This is a genomic window from Sporanaerobium hydrogeniformans (assembly GCF_002735925.1).
GTDB lineage: Bacteria > Bacillota > Clostridia > Lachnospirales > Cellulosilyticaceae > Sporanaerobium > Sporanaerobium hydrogeniformans.
Genome location: NZ_PEDL01000003.1, coordinates 52,180 through 75,554, shown reverse-complemented (window position 1 = coordinate 75,554; position 23,375 = coordinate 52,180). Strand labels below are relative to the sequence as shown.

19 protein-coding genes are annotated in these 23,375 nt (G+C 36.0%); 5 read left to right on the top strand and 14 right to left on the bottom strand.

From position 1 onward, the window contains the following. Positions 1-738 precede the first annotated feature (738 nt). The 3 genes from CS063_RS05120 to CS063_RS05110 form a co-directional block, all read right to left on the bottom strand. Complete coding sequence (locus CS063_RS05120) at positions 739-1,029, bottom strand: TnsA endonuclease N-terminal domain-containing protein (protein ID WP_180270695.1); 291 nt, start codon at positions 1,027-1,029, stop codon at positions 739-741. 185 nt (positions 1,030-1,214) lie between these two features. Then, entirely contained in the window at positions 1,215-3,044 is a 1,830-nt protein-coding gene (gene glmS / locus CS063_RS05115) for a glutamine--fructose-6-phosphate transaminase (isomerizing) (RefSeq protein WP_099448618.1), read from the bottom strand. Positions 3,045-3,356: 312 nt separating this feature from the next. Continuing rightward, a complete protein-coding gene (locus tag CS063_RS05110) occupies positions 3,357-3,761 on the bottom strand; it encodes a hypothetical protein (RefSeq protein ID WP_099448617.1) in 405 nt (134 codons plus the stop codon). Between the two features lie 159 nt (positions 3,762-3,920). Here CS063_RS05110 and CS063_RS05105 point away from each other — a divergent pair, with 159 nt between their 5' ends. Further along, on the top strand, positions 3,921-4,115 hold the full coding sequence (locus CS063_RS05105) for a hypothetical protein (RefSeq protein ID WP_099448616.1): 195 nt from the start codon (positions 3,921-3,923) through the stop codon (positions 4,113-4,115). A 55-nt stretch (positions 4,116-4,170) separates the two neighbouring features. Here the strand turns inward: CS063_RS05105 and CS063_RS05100 are convergent, their stop codons facing one another. The 4 genes from CS063_RS05100 to CS063_RS05085 form a co-directional block, all read right to left on the bottom strand. After that, the gene (locus tag CS063_RS05100; protein ID WP_099448615.1) at positions 4,171-5,484 is read right to left on the bottom strand and encodes a transglutaminase domain-containing protein; all 1,314 of its coding nucleotides are present in this window, start codon (positions 5,482-5,484) and stop codon (positions 4,171-4,173) included. Positions 5,485-5,512: 28 nt separating this feature from the next. Further along, the gene (locus tag CS063_RS05095) at positions 5,513-6,070 is read right to left on the bottom strand and encodes a GerMN domain-containing protein (protein WP_180270694.1); all 558 of its coding nucleotides are present in this window, start codon (positions 6,068-6,070) and stop codon (positions 5,513-5,515) included. A 119-nt stretch (positions 6,071-6,189) separates the two neighbouring features. Next, positions 6,190-7,845, bottom strand: a complete 1,656-nt coding sequence (locus CS063_RS05090; protein ID WP_099448613.1) for a SulP family inorganic anion transporter — start codon at positions 7,843-7,845, stop codon at positions 6,190-6,192. Between the two features lie 172 nt (positions 7,846-8,017). Next, entirely contained in the window at positions 8,018-9,181 is a 1,164-nt protein-coding gene (locus tag CS063_RS05085) for an ATP-binding protein (RefSeq protein WP_180270693.1), read from the bottom strand. Positions 9,182-9,354: 173 nt separating this feature from the next. On the opposite strand from CS063_RS05085, the gene CS063_RS05080 reads away from it, so the two are divergent. Further along, positions 9,355-10,521, top strand: a complete 1,167-nt coding sequence (locus CS063_RS05080; protein ID WP_099448611.1) for an aminotransferase class I/II-fold pyridoxal phosphate-dependent enzyme — start codon at positions 9,355-9,357, stop codon at positions 10,519-10,521. 115 nt (positions 10,522-10,636) lie between these two features. On the opposite strand, the gene CS063_RS05075 is transcribed toward CS063_RS05080, so the two are convergent. Then, positions 10,637-12,058 (bottom strand): L,D-transpeptidase, encoded by a 1,422-nt coding sequence (locus tag CS063_RS05075; RefSeq protein ID WP_099448610.1) that lies wholly within the window; start codon positions 12,056-12,058, stop codon positions 10,637-10,639. A gap of 58 nt (positions 12,059-12,116) precedes the next feature. Continuing rightward, entirely contained in the window at positions 12,117-15,035 is a 2,919-nt protein-coding gene (locus tag CS063_RS05070; protein ID WP_099448609.1) for an insulinase family protein, read from the bottom strand. Between the two features lie 163 nt (positions 15,036-15,198). Between CS063_RS05070 and CS063_RS05065 the strand changes: the two genes are divergently transcribed. After that, entirely contained in the window at positions 15,199-15,624 is a 426-nt protein-coding gene (locus tag CS063_RS05065; RefSeq protein ID WP_099448608.1) for a Fur family transcriptional regulator, read from the top strand. On the opposite strand, the gene CS063_RS05060 is transcribed toward CS063_RS05065, so the two are convergent. From CS063_RS05060 to CS063_RS05040, 5 genes are all read right to left on the bottom strand, one after another. Continuing rightward, a complete protein-coding gene (locus CS063_RS05060; RefSeq protein ID WP_099448607.1) occupies positions 15,621-16,475 on the bottom strand; it encodes a metal ABC transporter permease in 855 nt (284 codons plus the stop codon). The genes CS063_RS05065 and CS063_RS05060 overlap by 4 nt on opposite strands. Continuing rightward, positions 16,472-17,230 (bottom strand): metal ABC transporter ATP-binding protein, encoded by a 759-nt coding sequence (locus CS063_RS05055; RefSeq protein ID WP_099448606.1) that lies wholly within the window; start codon positions 17,228-17,230, stop codon positions 16,472-16,474. Before CS063_RS05055 ends, CS063_RS05060 begins: the two co-directional genes overlap by 4 nt. Positions 17,231-17,251: 21 nt before the next feature. Next, positions 17,252-18,148, bottom strand: a complete 897-nt coding sequence (locus CS063_RS05050; RefSeq protein ID WP_099448605.1) for a metal ABC transporter substrate-binding protein — start codon at positions 18,146-18,148, stop codon at positions 17,252-17,254. A gap of 164 nt (positions 18,149-18,312) precedes the next feature. Then, positions 18,313-20,046 (bottom strand): ABC transporter ATP-binding protein, encoded by a 1,734-nt coding sequence (locus tag CS063_RS05045; protein ID WP_099448604.1) that lies wholly within the window; start codon positions 20,044-20,046, stop codon positions 18,313-18,315. A 117-nt stretch (positions 20,047-20,163) separates the two neighbouring features. After that, positions 20,164-21,048, bottom strand: coding sequence for a fumarylacetoacetate hydrolase family protein (locus CS063_RS05040; RefSeq protein WP_099448603.1), 885 nt, complete (start codon positions 21,046-21,048; stop codon positions 20,164-20,166). Positions 21,049-21,229: 181 nt separating this feature from the next. Between CS063_RS05040 and CS063_RS05035 the strand changes: the two genes are divergently transcribed. Next, entirely contained in the window at positions 21,230-21,622 is a 393-nt protein-coding gene (locus CS063_RS05035; protein WP_099448602.1) for a hypothetical protein, read from the top strand. Positions 21,623-21,715: 93 nt separating this feature from the next. Further along, entirely contained in the window at positions 21,716-23,320 is a 1,605-nt protein-coding gene (locus CS063_RS05030; protein ID WP_099448601.1) for a peptide chain release factor 3, read from the top strand. The last annotated feature ends 55 nt before the right edge of the window (positions 23,321-23,375 follow it).

The following is a 23,375-nucleotide window of genomic DNA, read 5'->3' as shown; positions in this document are numbered from 1 at the left end:
AAGATGGTTGTATCATCGCCAGTTTATCCACTGAATTTGGAGCATCTAATGCTACCATTTCTAACTGAGTTGAAAATTAACGACAAGAAAAGGCTAAATTTGAAAAAGAAAATAACTTTCTAAAAAAGCGGCGGCATTCTTTGCAAAGGAAATCCATTAGTGACTTATCGATTCATAGAATAACATCAAGAAGAGTTTGGCATCCGTTGGATGCTTAAAAATGTACGAATGCATGCTACAACTATTTAAAACTTATAAAAACTAAATACCACAAGCAAAAAAAGACGATATGTACCGATTTCTGTATTACAATAAAGCTGACCGAAAGAACAGGTATAAGAGCCCAGAATTAAGGGGTAGGATTAGAATCTTCTATTCAATAAATCAATAAAATCAATATATAGCTCAATTCCTTTATTTTCAATGGTTTTATCAATACTCTTTTGTAATTGCTTCAAAAGGTGACGTCTATAAAAAAAGACACTATCTTGTTAAAATCAGATAGCATCTATTGGAGGCGCTTTTTAGTTGTATGAGTCAACCTACATTCCTGTGGCAGTTCTTCCGACCCTGGTAGGTAGGCATTTAGCTTTTCGGATTGATTCCTAAAATCTGTGTTTGGCATTATTATTAGCAAATAACTGAGATACTCATAAACATTGAGTTTATTAGCTCTTGCAGTTTCTACCAAGGTATAAAGTACAGCATTGGTAGCTACACCCTTAGGTGTATCGACATCTAGCTATGCCCTTCTTGTAACTTACCTGTATTAACTTCAATCTCAAACTTTTCTAGCACTCTTTTCTTCAGGAGCTCTTTCTTATATTTGAAGGTTCTTACAATGTCTCTTACTTCTGCTTCAGCGTCTTTTATAGTAATAAGAAAATCTGTCGTCATCACAATTGGCTCTTGTGTTTTGGGATGCTTAGGATGCTGAATGCCTAATTCTTTTGTAATAAGTAACGTTTCTTGAAGTGGAAAAAGCGGATACTGTTCTCGAATATCAATAACATTCTCTGAGAACTCCAAAAAATAAAAATAATTCCGTTCTATATTAAGTGTTGTATTTCTTTTAGCAATAAAAAAATCATCTTTTAAGCTATTATAGCTCTCAAGATGATTTTTATACAAACTTTATTTAAAATATACAATCTTTGTTTAAAATATATAGGCTTTGTTTAAATCCCACAAATTTTGCAGGTTTTTATTTTAACTTATTCTACTGTTACAGATTTAGCTAAATTTCTTGGTTTATCCACATCATTACCACGTGCGATTGATACATAATACGCAATCAGCTGAGTTGGAATAACTGAAAGTACAGGCATAAGCAAGTCTTCAGTTTCTGGGATGTAGATGATATCATCTGCTACCTTGCCTACTTCACTATGGCCTTCTTTTGTTACAGCAATAACAAAAGCACCTCTAGCTTTTACTTCTTTAATATTTGAAATCATTTTTTCTTCTAGTGCCTTTTGAGTTACTACACAAAGAACAGGAGTACCTTGGTCAATAAGAGCAATGGGACCGTGTTTTAGCTCACCTGCTGCAAAGGCTTCTGTATAAAGATAAGAAATCTCTTTAAGTTTAAGTGCTGCTTCACGTGCTGTTGTATAGTCTATGCCTCTGCCAAGATAGAAAGCACTTGATGTATCTTTAATATCTTCAGCAATAGTTTTGATAGCTTCTTTATTTTCTAGAATTTTTTCTACTAATGGCGCTAAAGCTTCAATGCGATCAATGAGTTCGTGATATCTTTCAAGAGTCACTGTTCCTTTTTTATAAGCAAAATCTAAAGCGATCATATAAAATGCAATCATCTGAGCTGTATACGCTTTAGTAGATGCAACAGCAATCTCAGGTCCAGCCCATGTATAAAAGACATCATGCGCTTCTCTAGCTACTGAAGAACCTACTACATTTGTAATAGCAAGTACTCTTGCCCCTTTAGACTTAGCAAGCTTCATAGCTGCTAGCGTATCTGCGGTTTCTCCTGATTGAGAAACTACAATAAGCAAGGTGTGTTCATCGATGAATGGATCACTGTATCTAAATTCTGAAGCAATATCTACTTCTACTGGGATTTTTGCTAACTTTTCAATGGCATATTTACCTACAAGACCTGCATGAGAAGCTGTACCACATGCTACCACATACATTTTAGTAATAGCTTCCAAATCTTCTTTTGTAAGCTTAATATCATCTAAGTGAATCATACGATTGTTATCTAAACGACGAAGTAGTGTGTCACGAATAGCTTGTGGCTGGTCATAAATTTCTTTCATCATAAAGTGTTCAAAACCACCTTTTGATGCAGCTTCAATATCCCATTCCACACGTACCACTTGTTTGTTTACAGGTTGACCTGTTGCATCTAAAATAGTAATTTTGTCACCTTTTACATAAACAACCTCATCATTTTCTAAATAATACACATCTCGTGTATACTTTAAAATAGCTGGTACGTCTGAAGCAATGAAATATTCACCTTCTCCTAAACCAACAATAAGTGGGCTTTCTTTTCGCACAGCCACTAATTCATCTGGATGTTCTGCGGAAACAACACCTAAGGCATAAGCCCCCCTAAAGCAAGCAACTGCTTTATAAACAGCTTCTAAAAGATCGCCTTCATAAAATTTATCAATTAAATGTACAGCTACTTCTGTATCTGTTTCTGATTGAAAGGTATAACCTTCTTCTAAGAGCATTTCTTTGATTTCCATATAATTCTCAATAATACCATTGTGAACTACTGCAAGCGTTTTTGTAGTATTTAAATGAGGGTGAGAGTTTGCATCAGATGGTGCACCGTGAGTTGCCCAACGGGTATGCCCAACACCAGTACATCCTTGAATGGGACTTTCTTCTAAAACTTCTTCAAGCTTACTGAGCCTTCCTTGTTTTTTAGCAAAGTTTACGACACTTTCTCCATTGACAATAGCCACTCCTGCTGAGTCATATCCTCTGTACTCCAGCTTTGCTAAACCATCCATAATCATTTCTACTGCTTGTTTTTTTCCGATATAACCTACAATTCCGCACATAACAAATAAACCTCCTGATTTTTTAATTTTTAATCAGGGAAATTCACGATAAACCCTTTGTTCTAAAAGTTACCCTTTAGGTTTGTGAGTTTATTTAGGCTGTGAGACCTCTAGAGCATCCGCCGAATTTTCGATCACTCTAGTCCTCGTCAACTTGGAAGCCTCCAAGTTCTGGCGCTTGATATTTTTTATTTCCCATTTGCCTATTATACCATATTATTCTATGTTGAACAGTCTTAATTTTAAAATTGTCCTTTTTAAAATCTTTTTCACTTATATTTGACACTATAAAAAGTAAAACACCGGAGTGCTTTACTTTTTAGGGAGCCAACCTTTAACCGTTTCCTGAATGGCTGCTTTTAACTGTGCAGCTTGTTCTGCACTTAGTTGTTTCATAGCTACACCTTCATCCACTACTTTGAAATACTCATTAAGAACTACTTTTTTAAATTTTTTTGCAGAAATTTTACGTAGCGCTAATACATCTTCAAGCTTTTTACCTTCTTGGATATATGTTAGTAGGTCTTCTTTAGAAACCCCTAAACGGTTTAATGTGGTGGCAATCACTTTGAAGTTGTCTAAAACAAAAGGTTTTGACTGAATAGATTCCTGCGTTGTAGGTGCAGATGAAGGAGCAGGCGTTGTAGATGCTGCTAAACTTGGTAGAGCTAAAAGTCCTGCTAAAGCAATAACACTTATTTTTTTTATTAGTTTCATAAAAGCCTCCTTCTTTTGTGTCTCTAATAGGGTATGATATCTGTCATTTTCTATACTGTAAAAAATACCCAATTTATAAAGTTATTGTATAAAAACACTTTCTTTTGCACAAATTATCACTAACCTCATAGGATTGTATAAGTAAAAGGAGTGCTTTTTATGATGAAACATCTACAATGCAGTAATTGTGGTTATGATATGTACGGTGCAGAGTATATTGCAAATACAGTAGACTCTTCATTGGCTAAAGAGGGACCCATTTATTCCAATGCAGCACTTTTAGACTTAAATACTCGCCCTTACCAAGATATCATCTGTCCTTATTGTAAAACAGTAGGGAGCTGGACAACTTAAATGCAAAAAGAGCATTCTCTCTTTCTTAAATGCAAAGAGGAATGCTCTTTTTTATCTATATTTCAAAGGTCACCACAAAACAATTGTATTTATAATAGCAGGTATAACTTATACTGCGCCCCAACTCATCTACCATTTGTTTCAAAATTTGCTCAGGTTTCCATCTTTGTTCATTGACATTTTTTAAAATAAAGGTTCCTGCCTGTAGCTTCTTTTTCTGAAAATCAGAGATGGCCTCACTCACTTGATTATTTTTTTCAATCTTATAAGTAGCCTTAAAGTTAACAGGCATATAAGGAATTGTATAAGCTAAGGAAATAGCTTTAGGATATTTTATACGTTCCCAAGTATGTGTATTTTCCATAAAACTATCTTGTTCATTAAAATAATTGTAGACTCCTTCTACGGGTTTATCCTCATCTGCCCATGTTGTATCCAAGTGATAATAGGCACCTTGAATTTTAACTAAATTCCATGCATGCCCTACATTACCTAGTGTTGTTCCTATAACAAGTTTAGTAGGTACACCTGCTGCATTTAAAAGATAGCGCATGGCATGGGCATATCCGTCACACACAGCTTTTCCATCTATAAGTGCTCCGTACAAGGTGTGAGAGAGTAAGGTTGGGTTTGCATAACTTTCTCCTTTTACTTCATTGTCAGAATACTCTACATTTTGAATGATATAGTCTGCTAGGGCAAGTTCAATTTGATAGTCTGACATCCCCTTTTCTAAACAGCTCTTTAAAATCTGCACAATCTTTTGGTTCGCTGATTGATCATAAAGCTTTAACGTATTTTTTACTTGTAAAGGATATATAAAACTTAACTCTACTACAGGTTTTTCAACTTTTAAAGAGGGATTATTATACGCTGCATATTTCATACGATTCCCTTGATAGGTTAGCTTAGGATAAGTTTCTACTAAGCGATCAATTGTCTTATTAATAAGTGCACTTAACTCCTCCATATTATAGGTACCGTATGCAAAATTTAATTTTAAAGTAGGTATAAAATCCTCTAGTGCTCCTTTAAGCACCTCTTCTAACTCCGTTTCCTGCTTAATTGTTACTGTTGTAGCTGTTTGTTGACGTAACACTGTTACTTTGTGAATACCTTCTAACACACCCTTTTCATAAAAGCTAATAAAATAACTACCTGGCTTAGAAAGTATTGTCCCATTCTTAACAGGAGTAGCCTCACTCCCATCACGGCTTATAAAAGCCACACCTTTTTCAAAACTTACCTTATATTTCCCTATTGCACTTGTATTTTCGGTTAATAAGCTTGTCTTCCCATAAACTGGAAGAATCATACACCCCCACAAAACGAGAAAAAAGAGATGCTTTTTTATCTGATAACTTTTCATTTTTTCATCCTCCTTACTTGTTTTGCCTTTACTCGCCTACTTTGTTTAGATCTTCAACAATCCATACATCTTCTGTTGTAAAAAAATAATGACCAGATACATAAGGTTGCCCTTCTAAGGTAATACATATCTTACCTATGCCATAGTAGTGACCTATTGTATAGGCAAGACTTTTTAAGGCTAAATACTCCCCCATATGTCCCCAATTCATTTGTGCATAGTTATTACTCATATCAATAGTCACTTGATTTTTTTCTTTATCCACTCTCATATCTAAAAGTTTCGCCTCATTACTTATAGGAGGGATTAACTCTCTATTATGTATCTTATAATAAGCAAAAATCTCATTCCAGCCTTTTATATTCTCTCCATTTGTATAGCTCAGAACTGCCTTCTCGTATTCTAATGCTTCAGTTTCCATATTCCCCATATAAACAGTGATAGATTCTTCTATTTTAGCATCTTTATTTCTTTTTGTTAAGCTACTGTTTTCCCACTTACTACCATAAATGGTACGACACTCTAGACATAGCATGAGAAATGTGATAATAAAAATAAGTACTTTTAATCCTTTTTTATAGACCATGCTGCTCTCCCCCTCGTCCTCTTTATAAAATAACATAAAATCCATAAATTGGAAATATATTTTACTAAATATTTCCAATTTATGGATTTTGAATTTTTAAGAGAACAATAAGGCTACTTTTAACTACATTTATCTATGGGTTCAAACTTTTTTTCTAGTGCCATTAATGCATCCTGTACACTCCAAAAGAATTGCTTTCTTCCTAACCGTTCTTCAAAACCACTACGCTTCATCATGTGATGCACTTTAGGTTGTACTCCCGCAAACATAACGTGTGTACCTTGTTGCTTTAAACTATCACACATTTCTTCTAAAAATTGTACACCTGTTGTATCAATAAGTGGAACGCCACGCATTGAAAAGATAAGTATTCCTAATTCATTAAGACCTAGAATTTGCTCACTAATCTTTTCAGTGGTTGTAAAGAAAATAGGACCTGTCAGGTAAAGAACTTTCGCCTTCTCATGATAGTCTTGCAAAACTAAACCTTGCTCTTTGAGTTTGTCATTCTTAATTTCACTCGCACATATTTCAATATTAGAAATCTTTACCATGAAAATAAGAACAGAAAAGACAACACCAATGACAATAGCAATGGTTAAATCAAAACAAACCGTTGCTATCATTGTAATTAAAAACTGTGCAATAGCTGTTTTAAACTTTTTGTTGAAGATAAAGGCAATACTTTCCCATTCATTCATACGCCAAGCTGTTACTATAAGCACTCCTGCCAAAGCTGAGAGTGGAATTTGCGACATAAGAGGGCCTAGTAAAAACATAGAAAGCACTAAGCCTACTGCATGAAAAATACCTGTTAAACGCGTTTCAAGCCCTGATTTAATGGCCACACTTGTACGCGCAATAGCTGCTGTTGCAGGAACCCCTCCGAAAAAAGGAATAAGTATATTTCCAATGCCTTGAGCAAAAAGTTCACGATCTGCATTAAGCTTTTCACCTTTCATACGTCCTGCTGCTGCCCCACATAATAAACTTTCAATAAGTCCTAATGCAGCTACACTTATAGCTGGTAAAATCAAATCATTGATCTGTCCCCAATGAATAGTATTTAGATGAAGACGTGTACCAGCTACCAATGTTTTAGGGATGGCTCCAACAATGGCTACATCCCATTTAGCAAGTGCGCTTATACCGGTTGCTACACTAATTCCTACTAAAGAGGAAGGGATTTTAGTCCCCCATTTTTTAGGCCATATTAGCATTGTTAGAATGACACTACCACCTAATAGTATGGCATACCTATTAGGGGAAAAGTTTCCATTAAAGTAAGAAAAAAACTTAGAAATAGCATCTCCACCTTGAGATTGAACACCAAAGAAATTATCAAGCTGCCCAAGGGCAATAATAATAGCAATACCTGAGGTAAATCCTGTAATAACAGGTGCTGGTATAAACGAAACTATCTTTCCAAACTTAAAAAAACTAGCTAATAATAGCATAATACCTGCTAATAAGGTTACAACAAAAACACCTTGCATTTCATACTTCTGAACTAATCCAATTAAAATAGCTGTCATTGCCCCAGTAGGCCCTGATATTTGATAAGAAGCACCTGAAAGTGCACTAATAATAAAACCTGCTAATATGGCAGTAATAAGTCCTGCTGCTGCATCTGCACCACTGCTCACACCAAAAGCAAGTGCTAAGGGAAGTGCTACAGCAGCAACTGTTAACCCAGCTAATATATCCTTTGAAAGACGTTTAGCGTTATATCTCCCAAACTCTTGCTTTAAATCCAAAACAAATTGCTTTACCACTTAAATCACCCTATCTCATTTTTTCTTGTTTTCATACGATTTCCATTATACGCCACCCTTTTCATTTTTTCTACTTATACAAAAAATCCTCTTATTTTCGTCTTTTTTACTAGCTTTACACAAAAATGACCTCTTCAATTGGCAATCATTCACCAAATAAAGAGGTCATTTGTTATAGAAGTGATAAAATAAACTGTTTAGCGACTCGCCCTGAACGTCCTCCATGCACCAGCTCCCATTGAATAGCCTTTTCTCTTAATACGTTTTCTGGTAAAACAATACCATGCTTTTGGGCTAAATCTTCTACAATAGTAAGGTAAGCTTTTTGGTCGGGTGATGTAAAGGTTAGTGTCATACCAAAGCGCTCCGATAGAGAAAGCTTTTCTTGACGTGTATCCTTGATATGTACATCTTGTCCCACTCTTTCATCCCATGTCTCACGAATCAGATGACGACGATTCGAAGTGGCATAAATCAGTACGTTATTCGGTTTAATTTCTACACCGCCTTCAATGAGAGCTTTCATATATTTATATTCCGTCTCGAATTCTTCAAAGGATAAATCATCTAAGAAAATAATAAATTTTAGTCCCCTTTTTCTAAGCTCATTGCTGATGGAGTTAAAGTGAAAAAAGTCTGCTTTGGAGAGATCTATCATACGCAACCCCTTCTCTACATAGGTATTTAAAAGTGCCTTAACTAAAGAAGACTTTCCTGTCCCACTATCTCCAAAAAGAAGGACATTATTAGCTACTTTACCTGCCAAAAAATTCTCTGTATTTTTAATAAGTGCTTCTTTCTGATACTCACACCCAATCAGTTCATCTAACATAATAGGATCACATTCACTGATTCCAATAAAACCTGCCTTTTCATTCCACTTAAAAGCTTTATAGCCATTCATCTTTCCTGCTCCATAGAAGTGGTAATACTCTGCTAACTGACGTATGCACATCTTACTATCCGTCACTGTCTCTAGCAATTTTTCTAATACCTCTAAATTCTTCGTCTTATTTCCCTTTATTTCCTCTTTAAAAGGCTGGTGCTTATATAAATAGCATAGCTTTTCTAAATCCCCCCTGGCTAAATCTAGCACCTGCTCATCCATTTGAGCACCTTTCTTTTCTGCCCAAAGAGAAAAAGGATTTTCACTCGTTGCTATGCAATACACTAAATAACTCTCAAAAATGTTCCCTACCAAATCCCATTTATAGCTTTCTTCTAATAAAAGACTTAAGGTCTTCGTATAGAGTGTTTCTTCTCTTTTCATAATAAGTTGCTCTACATTTTGAATAATCGTATTGTTGTTAAATCCCGTATAAAATAAAAAGGACATTTTCTTCTCCTCCTCGTTTTTTCTACTCATCATAGCATAAATTGTCAAATTGTAATAGATTAAATAATAATATTTATATTTTATTGACTCTTTTAAAGTGTATTTATTATAATAGCAAAATAGAAGGTTTTTTATATACCTTTCTGATTAAATCAATAAAAGGAGTATACAGCATGATTTTTTCAAAAAAAATGACCAGCTTGTCTTCTGCAATTTTCTCTGAACTTAACTATAAAAAAGCAGAACTTATGGCTCAAGGTTATGAAATGATTGACTTTAGTATTGGCACCCCTGACATTCCTCCTTCTCCTCAGGTGATGACACTCTTACAAGAAGAATGTAGCAAGCTATCTAACTATAAATATGCCATTAATGATACACCAGAACTTCTAGAAGCAGTGACTTCCTGGTATAAGCACCGTTATGATGTTAATATTTCTTCCCAAGAAGTTGTTTCACTTTTAGGCTCACAAAGTGGTTTTGCCGAACTTGCTCTTTGCCTTATTGATCCTGGTGATACTGTTCTTGTTCCTGTCCCTAGCTATCCTATTTTTAGAATTGGGCCACTTTTAGCAGGTGCACAGCTTCATAAAATGCCTCTTTTAAAAGAAAATAATTTCCTAATCGATTTGGATGCTATTGATGAGGAAGTGGCACGCAAAGCTAAACTCATGATTGTTTCTTATCCCAATAATCCCACTACAGCTATCGCACCTCGTGATTTCTATATAAAGCTAGTTGCTTTTGCTAAAAAATATGATATTATTGTGCTCCATGATAATGCCTATAGTGAGCTCCTTTTTGATGGCTCGGTAGGTGAAAGCTTCTTAAGTATTAAAGGTGCAAAAGATATAGGTATTGAATTTAACTCTCTCTCTAAAACCTATAGCATTCCTGGCTGTCGTATCGCCTTTGCCATTGGTAACCAAGAAATTATTAAGGGACTTCGCATTCTAAAATCCCATGTAGATTATGGGATGTTTCTTCCTTTTCAAAAGGTTGCTACTGCCCTTTTAACAGGCTCTCAAGATTATGTGGAGGTTGTACGTCATACTTACTATGAACGTGGCAAAGTTTTGGTAGAAGGCCTAAGAGAAATTGGATGGGACATCCCACTTCCCCAAGGAAGTATGTTCGTCTGGGCTCCTATCCCTAAACACTACACTTCTTCCCTTGACTTTACTTATGATTTAATGAATAAGGCCCATGTAATGGTGGTACCTGGTATAAGCTTTGGAGAAGAAGGTGAAGGCTTTGTACGCATTGCCCTTGTTGAAACAGAAGATACCATTCGCCGTGCCATTAAAGCCATTAAAAAAAGTGGTTTACTAGAAAAATAGAAATACTTGTTACATAGCAAAAAATTTATAAAGTTAAGCAAAGCACCTTTTAGCCATTTAAGGCGATAAAAAGGTGCTTTATTAGCTCTATTACTCGTTGTCTTTTTAGTTCATTTTAGTCAATCCATACTGTTGTTCCTAAAGGTACATTGTGGTAAATCCATGCACTATCTTCTTCCGAGAGACGAATACACCCATGCGATGCGCGATGCCCTAACTCATACAGCCCTCTGATAATGTATCGTCCTTCTCGATCAAAAAGAACGGAATGATACATGTAGTCTCTAAAAAAAACCATAGCATTTTTGCAACGGTATCCCTTATCCATTCCTATATAAGGAATGGAATATTCTACTTTAAAAATTCCTCTAGGTGTAGGATAACTGTTTTTACCACTGGAGCAAATAAAATTTTTAATAAGCTCCCATCCCTCTTCTTTTTTCTTTAATACATAAGTACGCTGTCGCCTTAAATCCGTCCATAATAGATAAGGTGTACCGCTTTGAAGCTTGTTCAGCTTAACATAGGCTTGTATTTCTTGTGGGGTTGGTTTAGAGGATAAAGTACCACTATCTGGTTCAATCACCAGGCTATTCCATGGTAAGATACGCTTTTCACCTTTTTCATCTAAAACTACATAATAATTTCTTTTTTCTGTACGCCAAACAGGCACTTTCTCTCCTTCCTTCAACATACCTATACTATATTTAAGGGTACCTTTTACGATATAAGGTTTAAAAAGTTCCTTTAAATGTTTGACCTCACTAAGATACGTATAGGCTTTAAAGAGCCTTTCACTTGTCTGTCCATAAAACTCTTTCTCTTCTTGAAATGTTAAACCATTGAGTTTTATCACTATACGTGTGACCAGTCTTTCCCCTTCTAAAAGGGGTTTGCTAAATGTTTCTTTTTCTAAAGTACTATGAGGAGCTATCACAAAGGTAGGCAACTGCTTATAAAGGAACTGCTGGCCATTCCAATAAATCTCTATAAGATCTATCCTTAAAGGATAATCCATTAAATTGGTAATACCGTTTTCTTTTAAAGTATATAAGGCTTCTAAGTTGTCGTAGCGCCAAGTCACCACATAAAGATCGCCTTGCAGACTTACTTGCCACAACGCCTTTAAGGTTTCTATAGGGATAAAGGTATATGCTCCACATTGAAGGCTATAGCTTCTTATATTTCCTACATAAAGCGGGAGTGGATTAAAGTAAGCTATTGCTTGTTCAGCTGGGATAAGTGTTAAGGGTAAAGCTATACTTTCCGAAGGTAAATACCAATAAGTTAAACCTTCTTCCTTTTTATTTGCCACACCCATAGCTTCCAAAGTATTTAAAGAAATATAGGTCTGTCCATAAAATTGATAGGTTGGATAACTCTTCCCTTGATACAAAATCACCTTTTCACTTTCTTCTAAGACATCTAAAGCTATTTTTTCTTTCCAAATAGCCGAATCCTGATTAAGTGGCTTGGCTTCTAAAACTCCCCAGATTAAAGCCCAAATTATAAAAAATAATCCTACTTTTCTGCTCATCTTTCACACTCCATTCCTTTTTAGAATTCCCCAAAAAGGTAACATCTATGAAGTTTTTTTAAAGAAAAGTTATTCGAAATTTCATTAAACTATCCCCTGTTAAAGTCTCTTCTCTTAGTATTTTTTCATTTCCCATTACACAAAGAGAAGCAGATCTCAGAGCTTCTTCTAGATAGACAGCGTAAGATTTTAAATGCTCTGGTGTAAGGCTTAATATTTCTTTACGTTCCTTGGCTAATATCTCCCACGTTATGTCACTTAAAGCATAACTTAAAGCTCTTTCACTACGTTGCTCCGTTGTAAGTGGCATATCCATCGCACCAATGGTACCTATAATCAGTTGATCTAGTTCCTCTTGCTCCATTGAAAGCTCACGCAAAAAAGTGCCTATCTTCTCATAAACTTCCAAAGTTACTTTAAGGTGAGGGTCAGCATAAGAACAAAGAAGTACATTACCTGTGCGATCAATAACTAGATCACAGCCATAGGCTCCCCCTTGCATACGTACCTTCTCCCATAAATAATTACTTTCTAACAAACCACTTATGACATACAAGGCACCATGAAAAGGATACCCTTTCTCTACAAAATTACCGCCCATTGCAACAGTATATAAGGCATGAGAGGTGATATAGGCCTCTTTTTGTGGAGCAAATTGAAAGAGATAGTCTTGCTTCATCAATCTTATGTGTGGTAAAGCCCTTTTAATACGTTCTAAACATCCTCTCACTTTCTCATAATAAGATGGTAAGCTTGTAAAACTTATTGTAAGTGCATCTTGATGAAAAATGCAGCGATAGACCTTCTCAAGCTTTTCACACACCCCTTCAATCCGTTCTTCAAAATGCTCTTCTAACTCTTCTAAAAAATAATAATAAGCCATTCCTCCTACTTGATCCTCATAAGCACCTGCCCATGTAAAATGTTTAAAAAGTCTTTTCATTGCGCGATATTCTGGAGCACTTTCAAAGCTGCGCTTCATTTCATAGTGTACAAAGCGTATCATTTCTTTTATTTTATTTTTTTCTTTAAAGATGGTAGCCGTTACAATCTGTAGCATAAGGTTTGCAAAGTCTTCTAGAACCTCTTTTTCAACCTTTCCACTTATTTTTAAATAAGGTGTTTGTGGACTTTTTAAATAACCTTTTGTATACGTATTTAAACTACAATTAATACCACCCGTTAAGCTGTTAATCCGATTTTCTAAAGCCTCTGCTGAAAGAGTCGTTGTTCCTACATATGTTAAAAGCTGGGTTAGAAGTCCTACATAAGGTAAATCTTCCTCCTGCACATAGGTTGTGTTAAATAGCAAGTGGACGTATACAATGCCCTGTATACCTGCTGTCTCATAAATCACTGGGGTTTGTCCCCAGTTTTCTTGTTGAAAGGTAAAAGAGGGAACTTCCTTCTCTAGATCCTCTTTTTTAAGACAAGGCAAAAGCCCTCTTACTTCTTCTAGCGGCTCCTCTTCTAAACGCTCCTTTAGCTTGCAGATAGCTTGAAGTTCACTAGGTAAAAGTGTTTTTCTTTTGTGATAAAGAGCTTTTCGTTTTCTTTTCTGAAGAGCTTTTGCTTCTTTTTTAGAAGGTGTTAAAACTGTAAGAAGTTGATGAGGATTTTCTAAAAAATAGGTTTGAATAAGAAATTCAAAATACCCTTTATCTACTAAATCTTTAAGTTTATCAAAAGACTCTTCGTAAGCAAGATGTCCAAAAGGCTCTCCCTCATATAGTGCACTATTTAACACCATTTCACCATACAACACCCCTTTTGCTTCATAGGCGTATTCTGCCTCCTTCAAAGAAAAACCTATGGTATGTAAAGAAGCATTGAGCAGTTCCCGATCGATACCTTCTTCTACTAAAGTTTTTAGAGTCTTTTGTATACGCTTTTTGAAAGTTTCTACTTGTTTTTTATCACTTCCTTTTAAGATAATGGAAAAGGTGGGTTGCCTTTTAGCTGTATCATAGCCTCCTTCTTCTAAGCTTTTTCCTATGGGGTTTTCTCCCACTAGTGCCTTGGTAAGAGGAGATGCTGCACTTTTAAGCAGAAGATGTTCTAATACTTCAAAACCTAGTCTAAGCTGTGCATCTTCTGCTTTACCTACGACAAAACTCCATGCCAAATAAGCTTCATCCTCATCATAAAAAGAAGGATAAACTGTATAGTCTATTTGTGGTGTCTTAAAAGGTACTTGCCATAAACGAGACTCTTCTACTGGTTCACTCCTCACACCTCTTAGTGTTTCATTTAAAAGCTTAAGCTGAGTAAGTAAATCACCATTTCCATACAGATAGAGATAGCTATTAGCACCTTGATAATATTTTTGATGAAAAGCTAAAAAATCTTCTTCTTTTAAAGTAACAATTTTTTCTGGTATACCACCCGAATCATAGGCATAGGGCGTATCTGGAAAGAGTTTACGATGGATACTTCTCTGAAGATAAGCACTAGGATCACTATATTCACTTAACATTTCATTATAAACAACACCACTATATTCAAGCCGCTTATGTGATGCATCTAGCTCATAATGCCATCCCTCTTGCTTGAAAAACAAATCATCTTTATAAATAAGAGGATGAAAAACCAAATCCATTAAAACTTCTATTATATGCTGCAAATCTCTTTCATGTAAGGTTGCACCATAATACATTGTCATATCTGGATACGTACAGGCATTAAAGGTCGTACATAAAGAACCTTTTTCAAAAGCTACAAAAGCATCTTTGAGTGGATATTTCTCGGATGCACAACAGACTGCATGCTCTAAAATATGCGCTACACCCGTATCATCACTAGGAGGTGTTTTGAAGCTTACGCTAAATACTTTATGAGGATCTTTATTTTCTAATGCCACAAGTCTTGCACCACTTTGTACATGCTTAAAAACACGACCTATGCTTTCTATTTCCCTGAGTTCTCTCTCTTCTAAGAGCTCGAACCCTTCATATATCTTAAAAACTTCCCAGACCATTCGTTAACCCTTTCCCTCTCTAAGACTGCTCTTATTTTTCTCTATTATAACATACTTTTTACAAGAAGGTGTTTTCGCCTTTTCTAAAGGAAAACATAGCTTTTTTTATCAAATAGACTATAATAATAGTATCTTTAATTTTGTTTTTGAAAGGAGTTATTTCATGACAGTCTCTAATAAAGAACTTCTTCGCCAACATGGCATCAAATATAGTCAGCAAAGAGATATTGTATTAAATCTTCTACGTCATCTTACGAGACCAGCTTCTGTTGAAGAACTCTATACCAAAGCCCTTCCGCTGCATCCTACCATTCATCTTTCCACTGTCTACCGTATTTTAGAAAACTTTGAAGCCCACCATCTTGTAGTACGAAATACTTTATCTGAAGATAAAAAAAATGTTTATGAGCTCTATACACCTGCTCATAAACATTATATGGTTTGTCTTAAATGTCATCAATGCTTTCCTATTCCTGACTGCCCTTGTAATATTCTAGATGAGGCTGTTACAAAAGCTACTGACTTTGAAGTAATTGACCATAAAATTGAAATCTTAGGTTATTGTGCAACCTGTCAATTAAGACATTAGGCACCCTCTTGGGTGCTTTTTATTTTAAGCATATAGGTAATACAAAAGAATATCCCTAATACAAGCACAATGGTTGCACCAGAGGCAGATTCTATAAAATACGAAAGGAGTAGCCCGCTTAGCCCTGCCACAAAAGCAAGTCCAATAGAAAAACCTACATATTGCTTTGTATTGTGGGCAATGTTACGCGAAGCTGCTGCTGGCAAAATAAGTAGGGAACTAATAATGAGTGTACCTACCCATTGAATGGATAACGTCACAATCACTGCCACTAGTAGTGTAAAAAGATATTCCCAAACAGCTAAGGACAGCCCTCTGCTTTTAGCAAGAGAAGGGTTTAAACTTACTAAAAATAACTGGTTAAAACCCAACATCCAAAACAAAAGAACACCTATAAAAGCGAGTGTTAAAAGTCCTAAATCCGTAGGTGTTATGCTAAGTAAATCTCCTATAAGATAAACGGTATACTTTGAAAACCCTCCACGATACGATAAAATAACAATGCCTAAAGCAACTGCCATGGCAGAAAAAACTCCAATAATTGTATCCATAGACGCTGTTTTGGCATTCTTTACCTTCACAATCCCTAATGTAAGTAGGAGAGAAAAAGCCATCATAGACCAAAGGGGCTGTTTAAAGCCTAAGAGTACACCTATGGCAATTCCTGTTAATGCTGAATGACCCAGTGCATCTGAAAAAAAAGCCATCTTATTATTGACTACCATGGTACCTAACATGCCAAATAAAGGACTTACCAATAAAATACCTAAAAGTGCATTTTTCATAAATGTATACTGAGCCCATTCAAAGGGTAGCAAAATATCCATTAAAGCATATATTTTTTCCATCATCCCTTCGCTCCTCCTGCCTTTGAGAAGCTTTGCTTAAAGATAGCTTCTACTTTTGGCTTTTTAAAAACTTCTTTAGGTTTCCCTTTGGCAATTAACTGGCCTTGATGTATTACAATCATTTGATCTGCATAGTGTGCTACTAATTCTAAATCATGCGAAACAAGGACAATGGCTAAATCATACTTTTCTCTAATATGGGATACGGTCTCATAAAACAACTTCAACCCATTTGCATCCATTCCTGCTACAGGTTCATCTAACAATAAAATATTAGGCATAGGCTCTAAGGCAAGCGCCAGCAAAACACGTTGTAGTTCGCCTCCAGAAAGTACCCCAATACGCCTATCCATTAAATACTCTGCTTCTACACGCCTTAAACTTTCCTTTATTTGCTCGCGCATCTTTCTACTCACCCCTAACCAAACAGGGCGTTTGCTCTGAGTTGCAGCAAAAATATCTAGGACACTCACAGGTGAGCTTAAGTCAAATTCTAATTTTTGTGGCACATACCCCATTATAGGTGGATGCATGCCTATCTTATTCGTATTTTGAAAAGCAATCTCTCCTTGGTAAGGTACTTCACCTAAAAGTGCCTTTAAAAGTGTGCTTTTTCCTGCTCCATTCACACCAATCACTGCTACTAATTCTCCACAATGGATGTCCCAATTAATGTTCTTTAAAATACTATTCTTCCCTTTTTTTACAGACATATTGCGAATTTGTGTGAAGCAATGCCCACATGTAGGTTTTTCCATTGTTATGTTCCTTTCTTCTCTTTATTCAAGAGCTTCTTTTAATACAGCTAAATTATTTCTCATAATTTCTAAGTAAGCATCCTCCATCATCGGACCTGTTACAGCAGGATCAAGGACATATACCTGAGCTCCTGTTTCTTTTGCAATGGTTTCTGCAGCTTTAGTTGGATACTGTGGTTCGGCAAAAAGAGCTTTTATACCATAAGCTTTAATTTGTTCTACAGTATCTGCTAACTCTTTAACACTTGGCTGAGAACCAGGCTCTCTTTCTACTACACCAATGATATCAAGACCAAATTCTTCTGCAAAATAAGGAAAAGCTTCATGAAAAGTAACAATTTCTTTTTGGTCAATCTTATCTAGTGTGCTATGCATCTCTTGTTTTAAAGCTTCTAGTTTCTCAGTATAAGCCTTCGCATTGGCTTCATAAAGGGCACTGTGCAAAGGATCTAATTCTTTTAATCCTTCTGCAATGTGATTAACCTGCATGATAGCTTTTGAGATGCTTACCCAAACATGGGGATTGACCTCTTCCCCTTCTTCAATAAGAGGTATTCCTTTACTTGCTTCAATAATAGTTAAGTTCTGAAGCTGAGTAGTTACCTTGTCCATAAAAGCTTCCATATCTGCTCCGTTTATAATAAAGGCATCTGCTTTTTCAAGAAGCTTCATATCCTTTGTCGTTAAACTGTAATCATGTAAGCAACCTGTAATAGGTTCTGTCATGTTAACAAGCTCCACATTGGGTACATCCTTTATCACATTTAATGTAGCAATATATATGGGATAAAAAGAGGTTACTAGCTGCAACTTATCCTCTTTTGTAGAAGGTTCAGCCTTTCCTTGGCAACCTACTAAGCTCCAAACTAATCCTAAGCAGAGTAAAAATATCCATCTTTTGTTCTTTCTTTTTTTCATTTCTTCACTCCTTGTTGCGAATCATTTGCATTTTTCATTATTATACTCTTCTTCTATGAGGTACGCAAGTAGCTCCTTTCTATTCATTCCCTTAAAATTTCCTTTACAAACAGATAGCTCTAAAAAAACACGCCCTCCTTATTTTTAGGAGAGCGTGTTTTCTATTATTGTTCAAATTGCATGTGATATAAATAGGCGTAAACACCGTCTTTAGCAAGAAGTGTCTCATGACTTCCTTTTTCCTTAATCCCTTCTTCTGTCAATACCACAATTTCATCGGCATGGCGAATGGTACTTAAGCGATGTGCAATCACTAAAGTCGTCCGATTCTTGGCAAGCTCATTTAAAGACTGTTGAATAAAACGTTCACTTTCATTATCAAGTGCTGATGTGGCTTCATCTAAAATGAGAAGAGGAGGATTTTTTAGAAAAACACGTGCAATAGAGAGACGCTGCTTTTGTCCACCCGAAAGCTTTACACCTCGTTCTCCAATATACGTATCATAACCGTGAGGTAAACTTTGAACAAAGTCATGAATATGTGCTTTTTTAGCAGCTTCAATAATTTCCTCATCTGTTGCCTCTTGTTTACCATAGGCAATATTCTCTCGTACTGTTCCTGCAAAGAGATAGACATCTTGCTGTACAATGCCTATAGCCTTACGCAATGACTTTTGTGTGAGCCTACGAATATCTCTTCCATCTAGTGTGATACGCCCTTCACTTACCTCATAAAAACGAGGAATAAGTGAACAAAAGGTAGTCTTTCCTCCACCTGATGGTCCTACTAAAGCAATCGTTTTACCTGCTGGGATATGCATATCTATTTGAGATAACACATGTTCTTTATCATCATAGCTAAAAGAAACTCCTTCAAATTGAATAGTACCCTTTACTTCTTTTAATTCTTCTGCATCAGGTGCATCCTGAATATCTGGATGTATATTCATAATTTCTAAAAAGCGTTCAAAACCTGTCATTCCTTTCTGAAATTGCTCTGTAAAGTTTACTAATTTCTCAATAGGGTTTAAAAAAGTATTGATATAGAGAATATAAACGGTTAAGTCAATTAATTGAAGAGAACCTTGTGTGATGAAGATCCCTCCAGCTAGCACAACAGCTAAATAGAGAATTCCTTGAAAGAAGCCATTTCCACTAAAGAAACGACCCATAATTTTATAGCTATCACATTTAGTAGCTAAAAAAGCCGCATTTCCTTCTTCAAACTTAGCCATTTCCTGTTCTTCATTGGCAAAGGATTTCACTACACGTATGCCTCCTAATGCATCTTGAGCAATAGCGTTGACATTGGCAATTTTTTCGCGATTGATGCGAAAAACTTGGCGCATGCGCCGATTATAGGTTGTTGAAAAGATAAGCATTAACAGAGTAAAAAACAAAAGAATGGCTGTTAGCTTATAATTAATAAAACTTAATATGCCAAAGGTCCCTATAAGCTTAATAGCAGAAATAAAAACATCCTCAGGCCCATGATGGGCTAATTCCGAAATATCAAAAAGGTCATTGACAATACGTGACATTAATTTTCCTGTATTGGTTTCATCATAATAAGAAAAGGAAAGCTTCTCCAAGTGTCCAAATAGGTCGCGACGCATATCTGCTTCCATCTTAGCCCCCATAATATGTCCCCAAGAAGTAATAAAATATTGACAAAAATATTTTAAAATGTACAATCCCAGTAGAAGTGCCCCCATAACTAATGTATAGTTTAGCATTACCTCTGGGTTACGGAGTGTATAGACATCCTCCATGAGAAATTTCACAAAAAGCGGAAAGGCCAAATCAATCCCTGATAAAGTAAGGGCACAACACATATCCATCCAAAATAAACCTTGATAGGGTTTATAGTACTTAATAAAAGATTTTAAAGTATTCATTGTTTCACCTACGTCTCTTAAATGTTGTTATCTGTTCTATTATAAAATATTTTTATTCTTTTTTCCAATGACAACCTTTCTAAGTTTTCCTATAAAACCCTTCTCTTTTTAGTTAATTTATAAAATATGATTTGTTAACTTGCCAATTCCCTCTATTTCACATTCAATGACATCTCCCGTTTTTAGGAACTTAGGTGGTTCAAAGCCCATTCCTACTCCTGCTGGCGTCCCCATAGCGATGATCGTTCCTGCCTCAAGTGTCATTCCTTGAGAAAGTTCACTAATCACATGTGCTATGTCAAAAATAAGTAAGCTGGTATTAGCCTTTTGTCTTAGTTCGCCATTTACCTTCGAGGAAATAGCTAAATGGGGTGGTAGGGGAATTTCATCCTTGGTTACAATCCAAGGTCCCATTGGGCAAAAACCATCCAAGCTTTTTCCAAAGTACCACTGCTTATGTCTGGTTTGCAATGTACGAGCACTTATATCATTGATAATAGTATAGCCTAGTACATAATCAAAGGCTTCTTCTTTGCTTACCTTTTTTGCCTCTTTTCCTATGATAATAGCAAGCTCTACTTCATAATCCAAGCTGTCTACAAGTCCTTCATAGCTAGGAATAACCCCTCCATCTTGTACTGCCTCTCTAACACGTTTAGAAAAATAGATGGCATAAGGACGTTCACCACCAAAGGCCTCTTTTTTATAACGTGCTGATTCTTCTGCATGAGCCAGGTAGTTAATCCCTAAGCAAATCACATCTTGTTTTGGTCGAGGAATAGGTGCAAGTAGTTCTACCTCTTTTAGTAAAAAACCTCCCTCTAAATTTTGTTGAAGCTTTTTTTCTATCTGTTCCCACTCTTCTTTCGTTCCTTTTTCAAGCCATTCATTCATGTCTTTGTAGTGAAGTCCCAAAGTACTTAGGCTATATACCTTCTGCTCCTCTTGGCTCAAAACACCTACTTCTTCTTTTTCTCCTCGCTTAAAAGTTAGTAATTTCATTTTCTTTCTCCTTTATGTATAAAATTAGGATTAAACTTTATTATCTCTATCTTAAAGACTCTTCTTCCTCTGTGCAAGATTGCACCCTCTATTTTCTACTTTTTTTCTATATACGTACTTAATCTTTTTAGGTTATAATCAATTTAAAATTAAAGTGTATCTCTATGAAAGGAGTTTTTTTATGGAATGGTTTAAAAAATTTATGCAAGGACGTTACGGTGTGGATCAACTGTCTATCTTTCTCTTGCTTCTCTCCCTACCACTTTCTCTTATTTTAGCATTTATAGATTTCCCCTATCTCTCTCTCATTACGTATGTACCTCTAATACTCTGCTACTTACGTATCTTTTCTAAAAACATCTCAAAAAGACAACAAGAAAACTTCCGTTTTTTGCGTTACTGGTACCCTACTAAAAAGAAGGCTCTGGGTTATTGGTCGCGTTTAAAAGGGATGAAGACCCATCGCTATTATCATTGCCCACAGTGCAAACAAGCTTTACGTGTCCCCAAGGGTCGTGGGAACATCCGTATTACCTGTCCTAAATGCAAAGCGGAATTTAGTAAAAGAACTTAATGACTCTTGACATTTTATCCCGTCACATAGGATAATAATATGTTGTATTGTGAAGAATAAATTTAGTGTGATAAAAAGATAAGGACGGATAAAATGGCGATAGAAAATTTAGAGCATCAAGCTGAAATACAAAAACGTAGAACCTTTGCGATTATCTCTCACCCCGATGCGGGTAAGACAACTTTAACTGAAAAATTTTTACTCTATGGTGGAGCTATTCGTTCCGCTGGTTCAGTTAAGTCACGTCGTTCTCAAAAATATGCTGTGTCTGACTGGATGGAAATTGAAAAGCAAAGGGGTATTTCTGTTACCTCCAGCGTACTTCAGTTTAATTACAACGGCTGTTGTATCAATATCTTAGATACCCCAGGTCACCAAGATTTTAGTGAGGATACGTATCGCACACTGGTTGCTGCTGATAGTGCGGTCATGGTTATTGACGCTGCTAAAGGGGTAGAAGAACAAACCAAGAAACTATTCAAAGTCTGTAAAATGCGAGGTATCCCTATCTTTACTTTTATCAATAAGATGGATGCTCACGGCAAGGATCCTTTTGATCTTTTAGAAGAATTAGAAAATGTCTTAGGGATTCGATCTTACCCTATGGACTTTCCTATTGGAAGTGGTAAAGATTTTAAAGGGGTCTATAATCGTCGTAAAATGCAAATTGAGCTTTTTGATGACAACAATCACGGGGAGTCTATTGCGCAGGCTATAAAAGGAGATCCTTCTGACGAAAAATTTAGTAGCCTCTTAGGAAGTAGCCTTCACGAAAAGCTCCTAGAAGATATTGAACTTCTTGATACGGCAGGAGATGCTTTTGACCTTGAACAAATTTTAGCTGGCGAGTTAACACCTGTTTTTTTTGGAAGTGCCCTGACTAACTTTGGTGTAGAACCTTTCCTTGAAGCCTTTCTAGAGATTACAACCTCTCCACAGCCTCGCCAAAGTAATCTTGGTCCTATCAACCCTACAGCTCCTTATTTTTCTGGATTTATTTTCAAAATCCAAGCTAATATGAATCCTGCTCATCGTGACCGTATTGCTTTCCTTCGCATTTGTTCTGGCAAATTTGAAAAAGGCATGCTTGTTAACCATATACAAAAAGGTAAAAAGGTCAAACTTGCACAACCTCAACAATTTTTAGCTCAAGATCGTGTGACTGTGGAAACTGCTTATGCAGGAGATATCATTGGACTCCATGATCCTGGTATTTTTAATATTGGTGATACTTTGTGTAGTGATGCTATTAACTTAAGGTATGAAGGTATTCCTCAATTTGCTCCTGAGCATTTTATGCGTGTATCGACTCTGAATGCTCTTAAGCGTAAACAGTTTATTAAAGGAATTACTCAATTAGCAGAAGAAGGATCTGTGCAGGTTTTTAAACCTCACTTTTCTGGAACGGAAGAATTAATTATAGGGGTAGTTGGTGTGCTTCAGTTTGAGGTATTAGAATACCGTCTTAAAAATGAATATGGTGTAGACATTAAAACCCAGATGCTTCCTTACCATTTTATTCGTTGGATTGAAATGGAGAACTTTGATTACTCGAGCTTCAAACTCACCTCCGATACGCTCTTAGCCGAAACTGAAGATGGCGATCCTGTTTTGCTTTGCCAATATGAATGGTCCATTAAACAATTAGCTGAACGTAACAGCCAAGCTATCTTTAGAGAAACTCATCTTAAAGCCTAAAAACCAAAAGGTACGCTCCCTCAAAAAGAGGACAGCGTACCTTTTGGTATATATG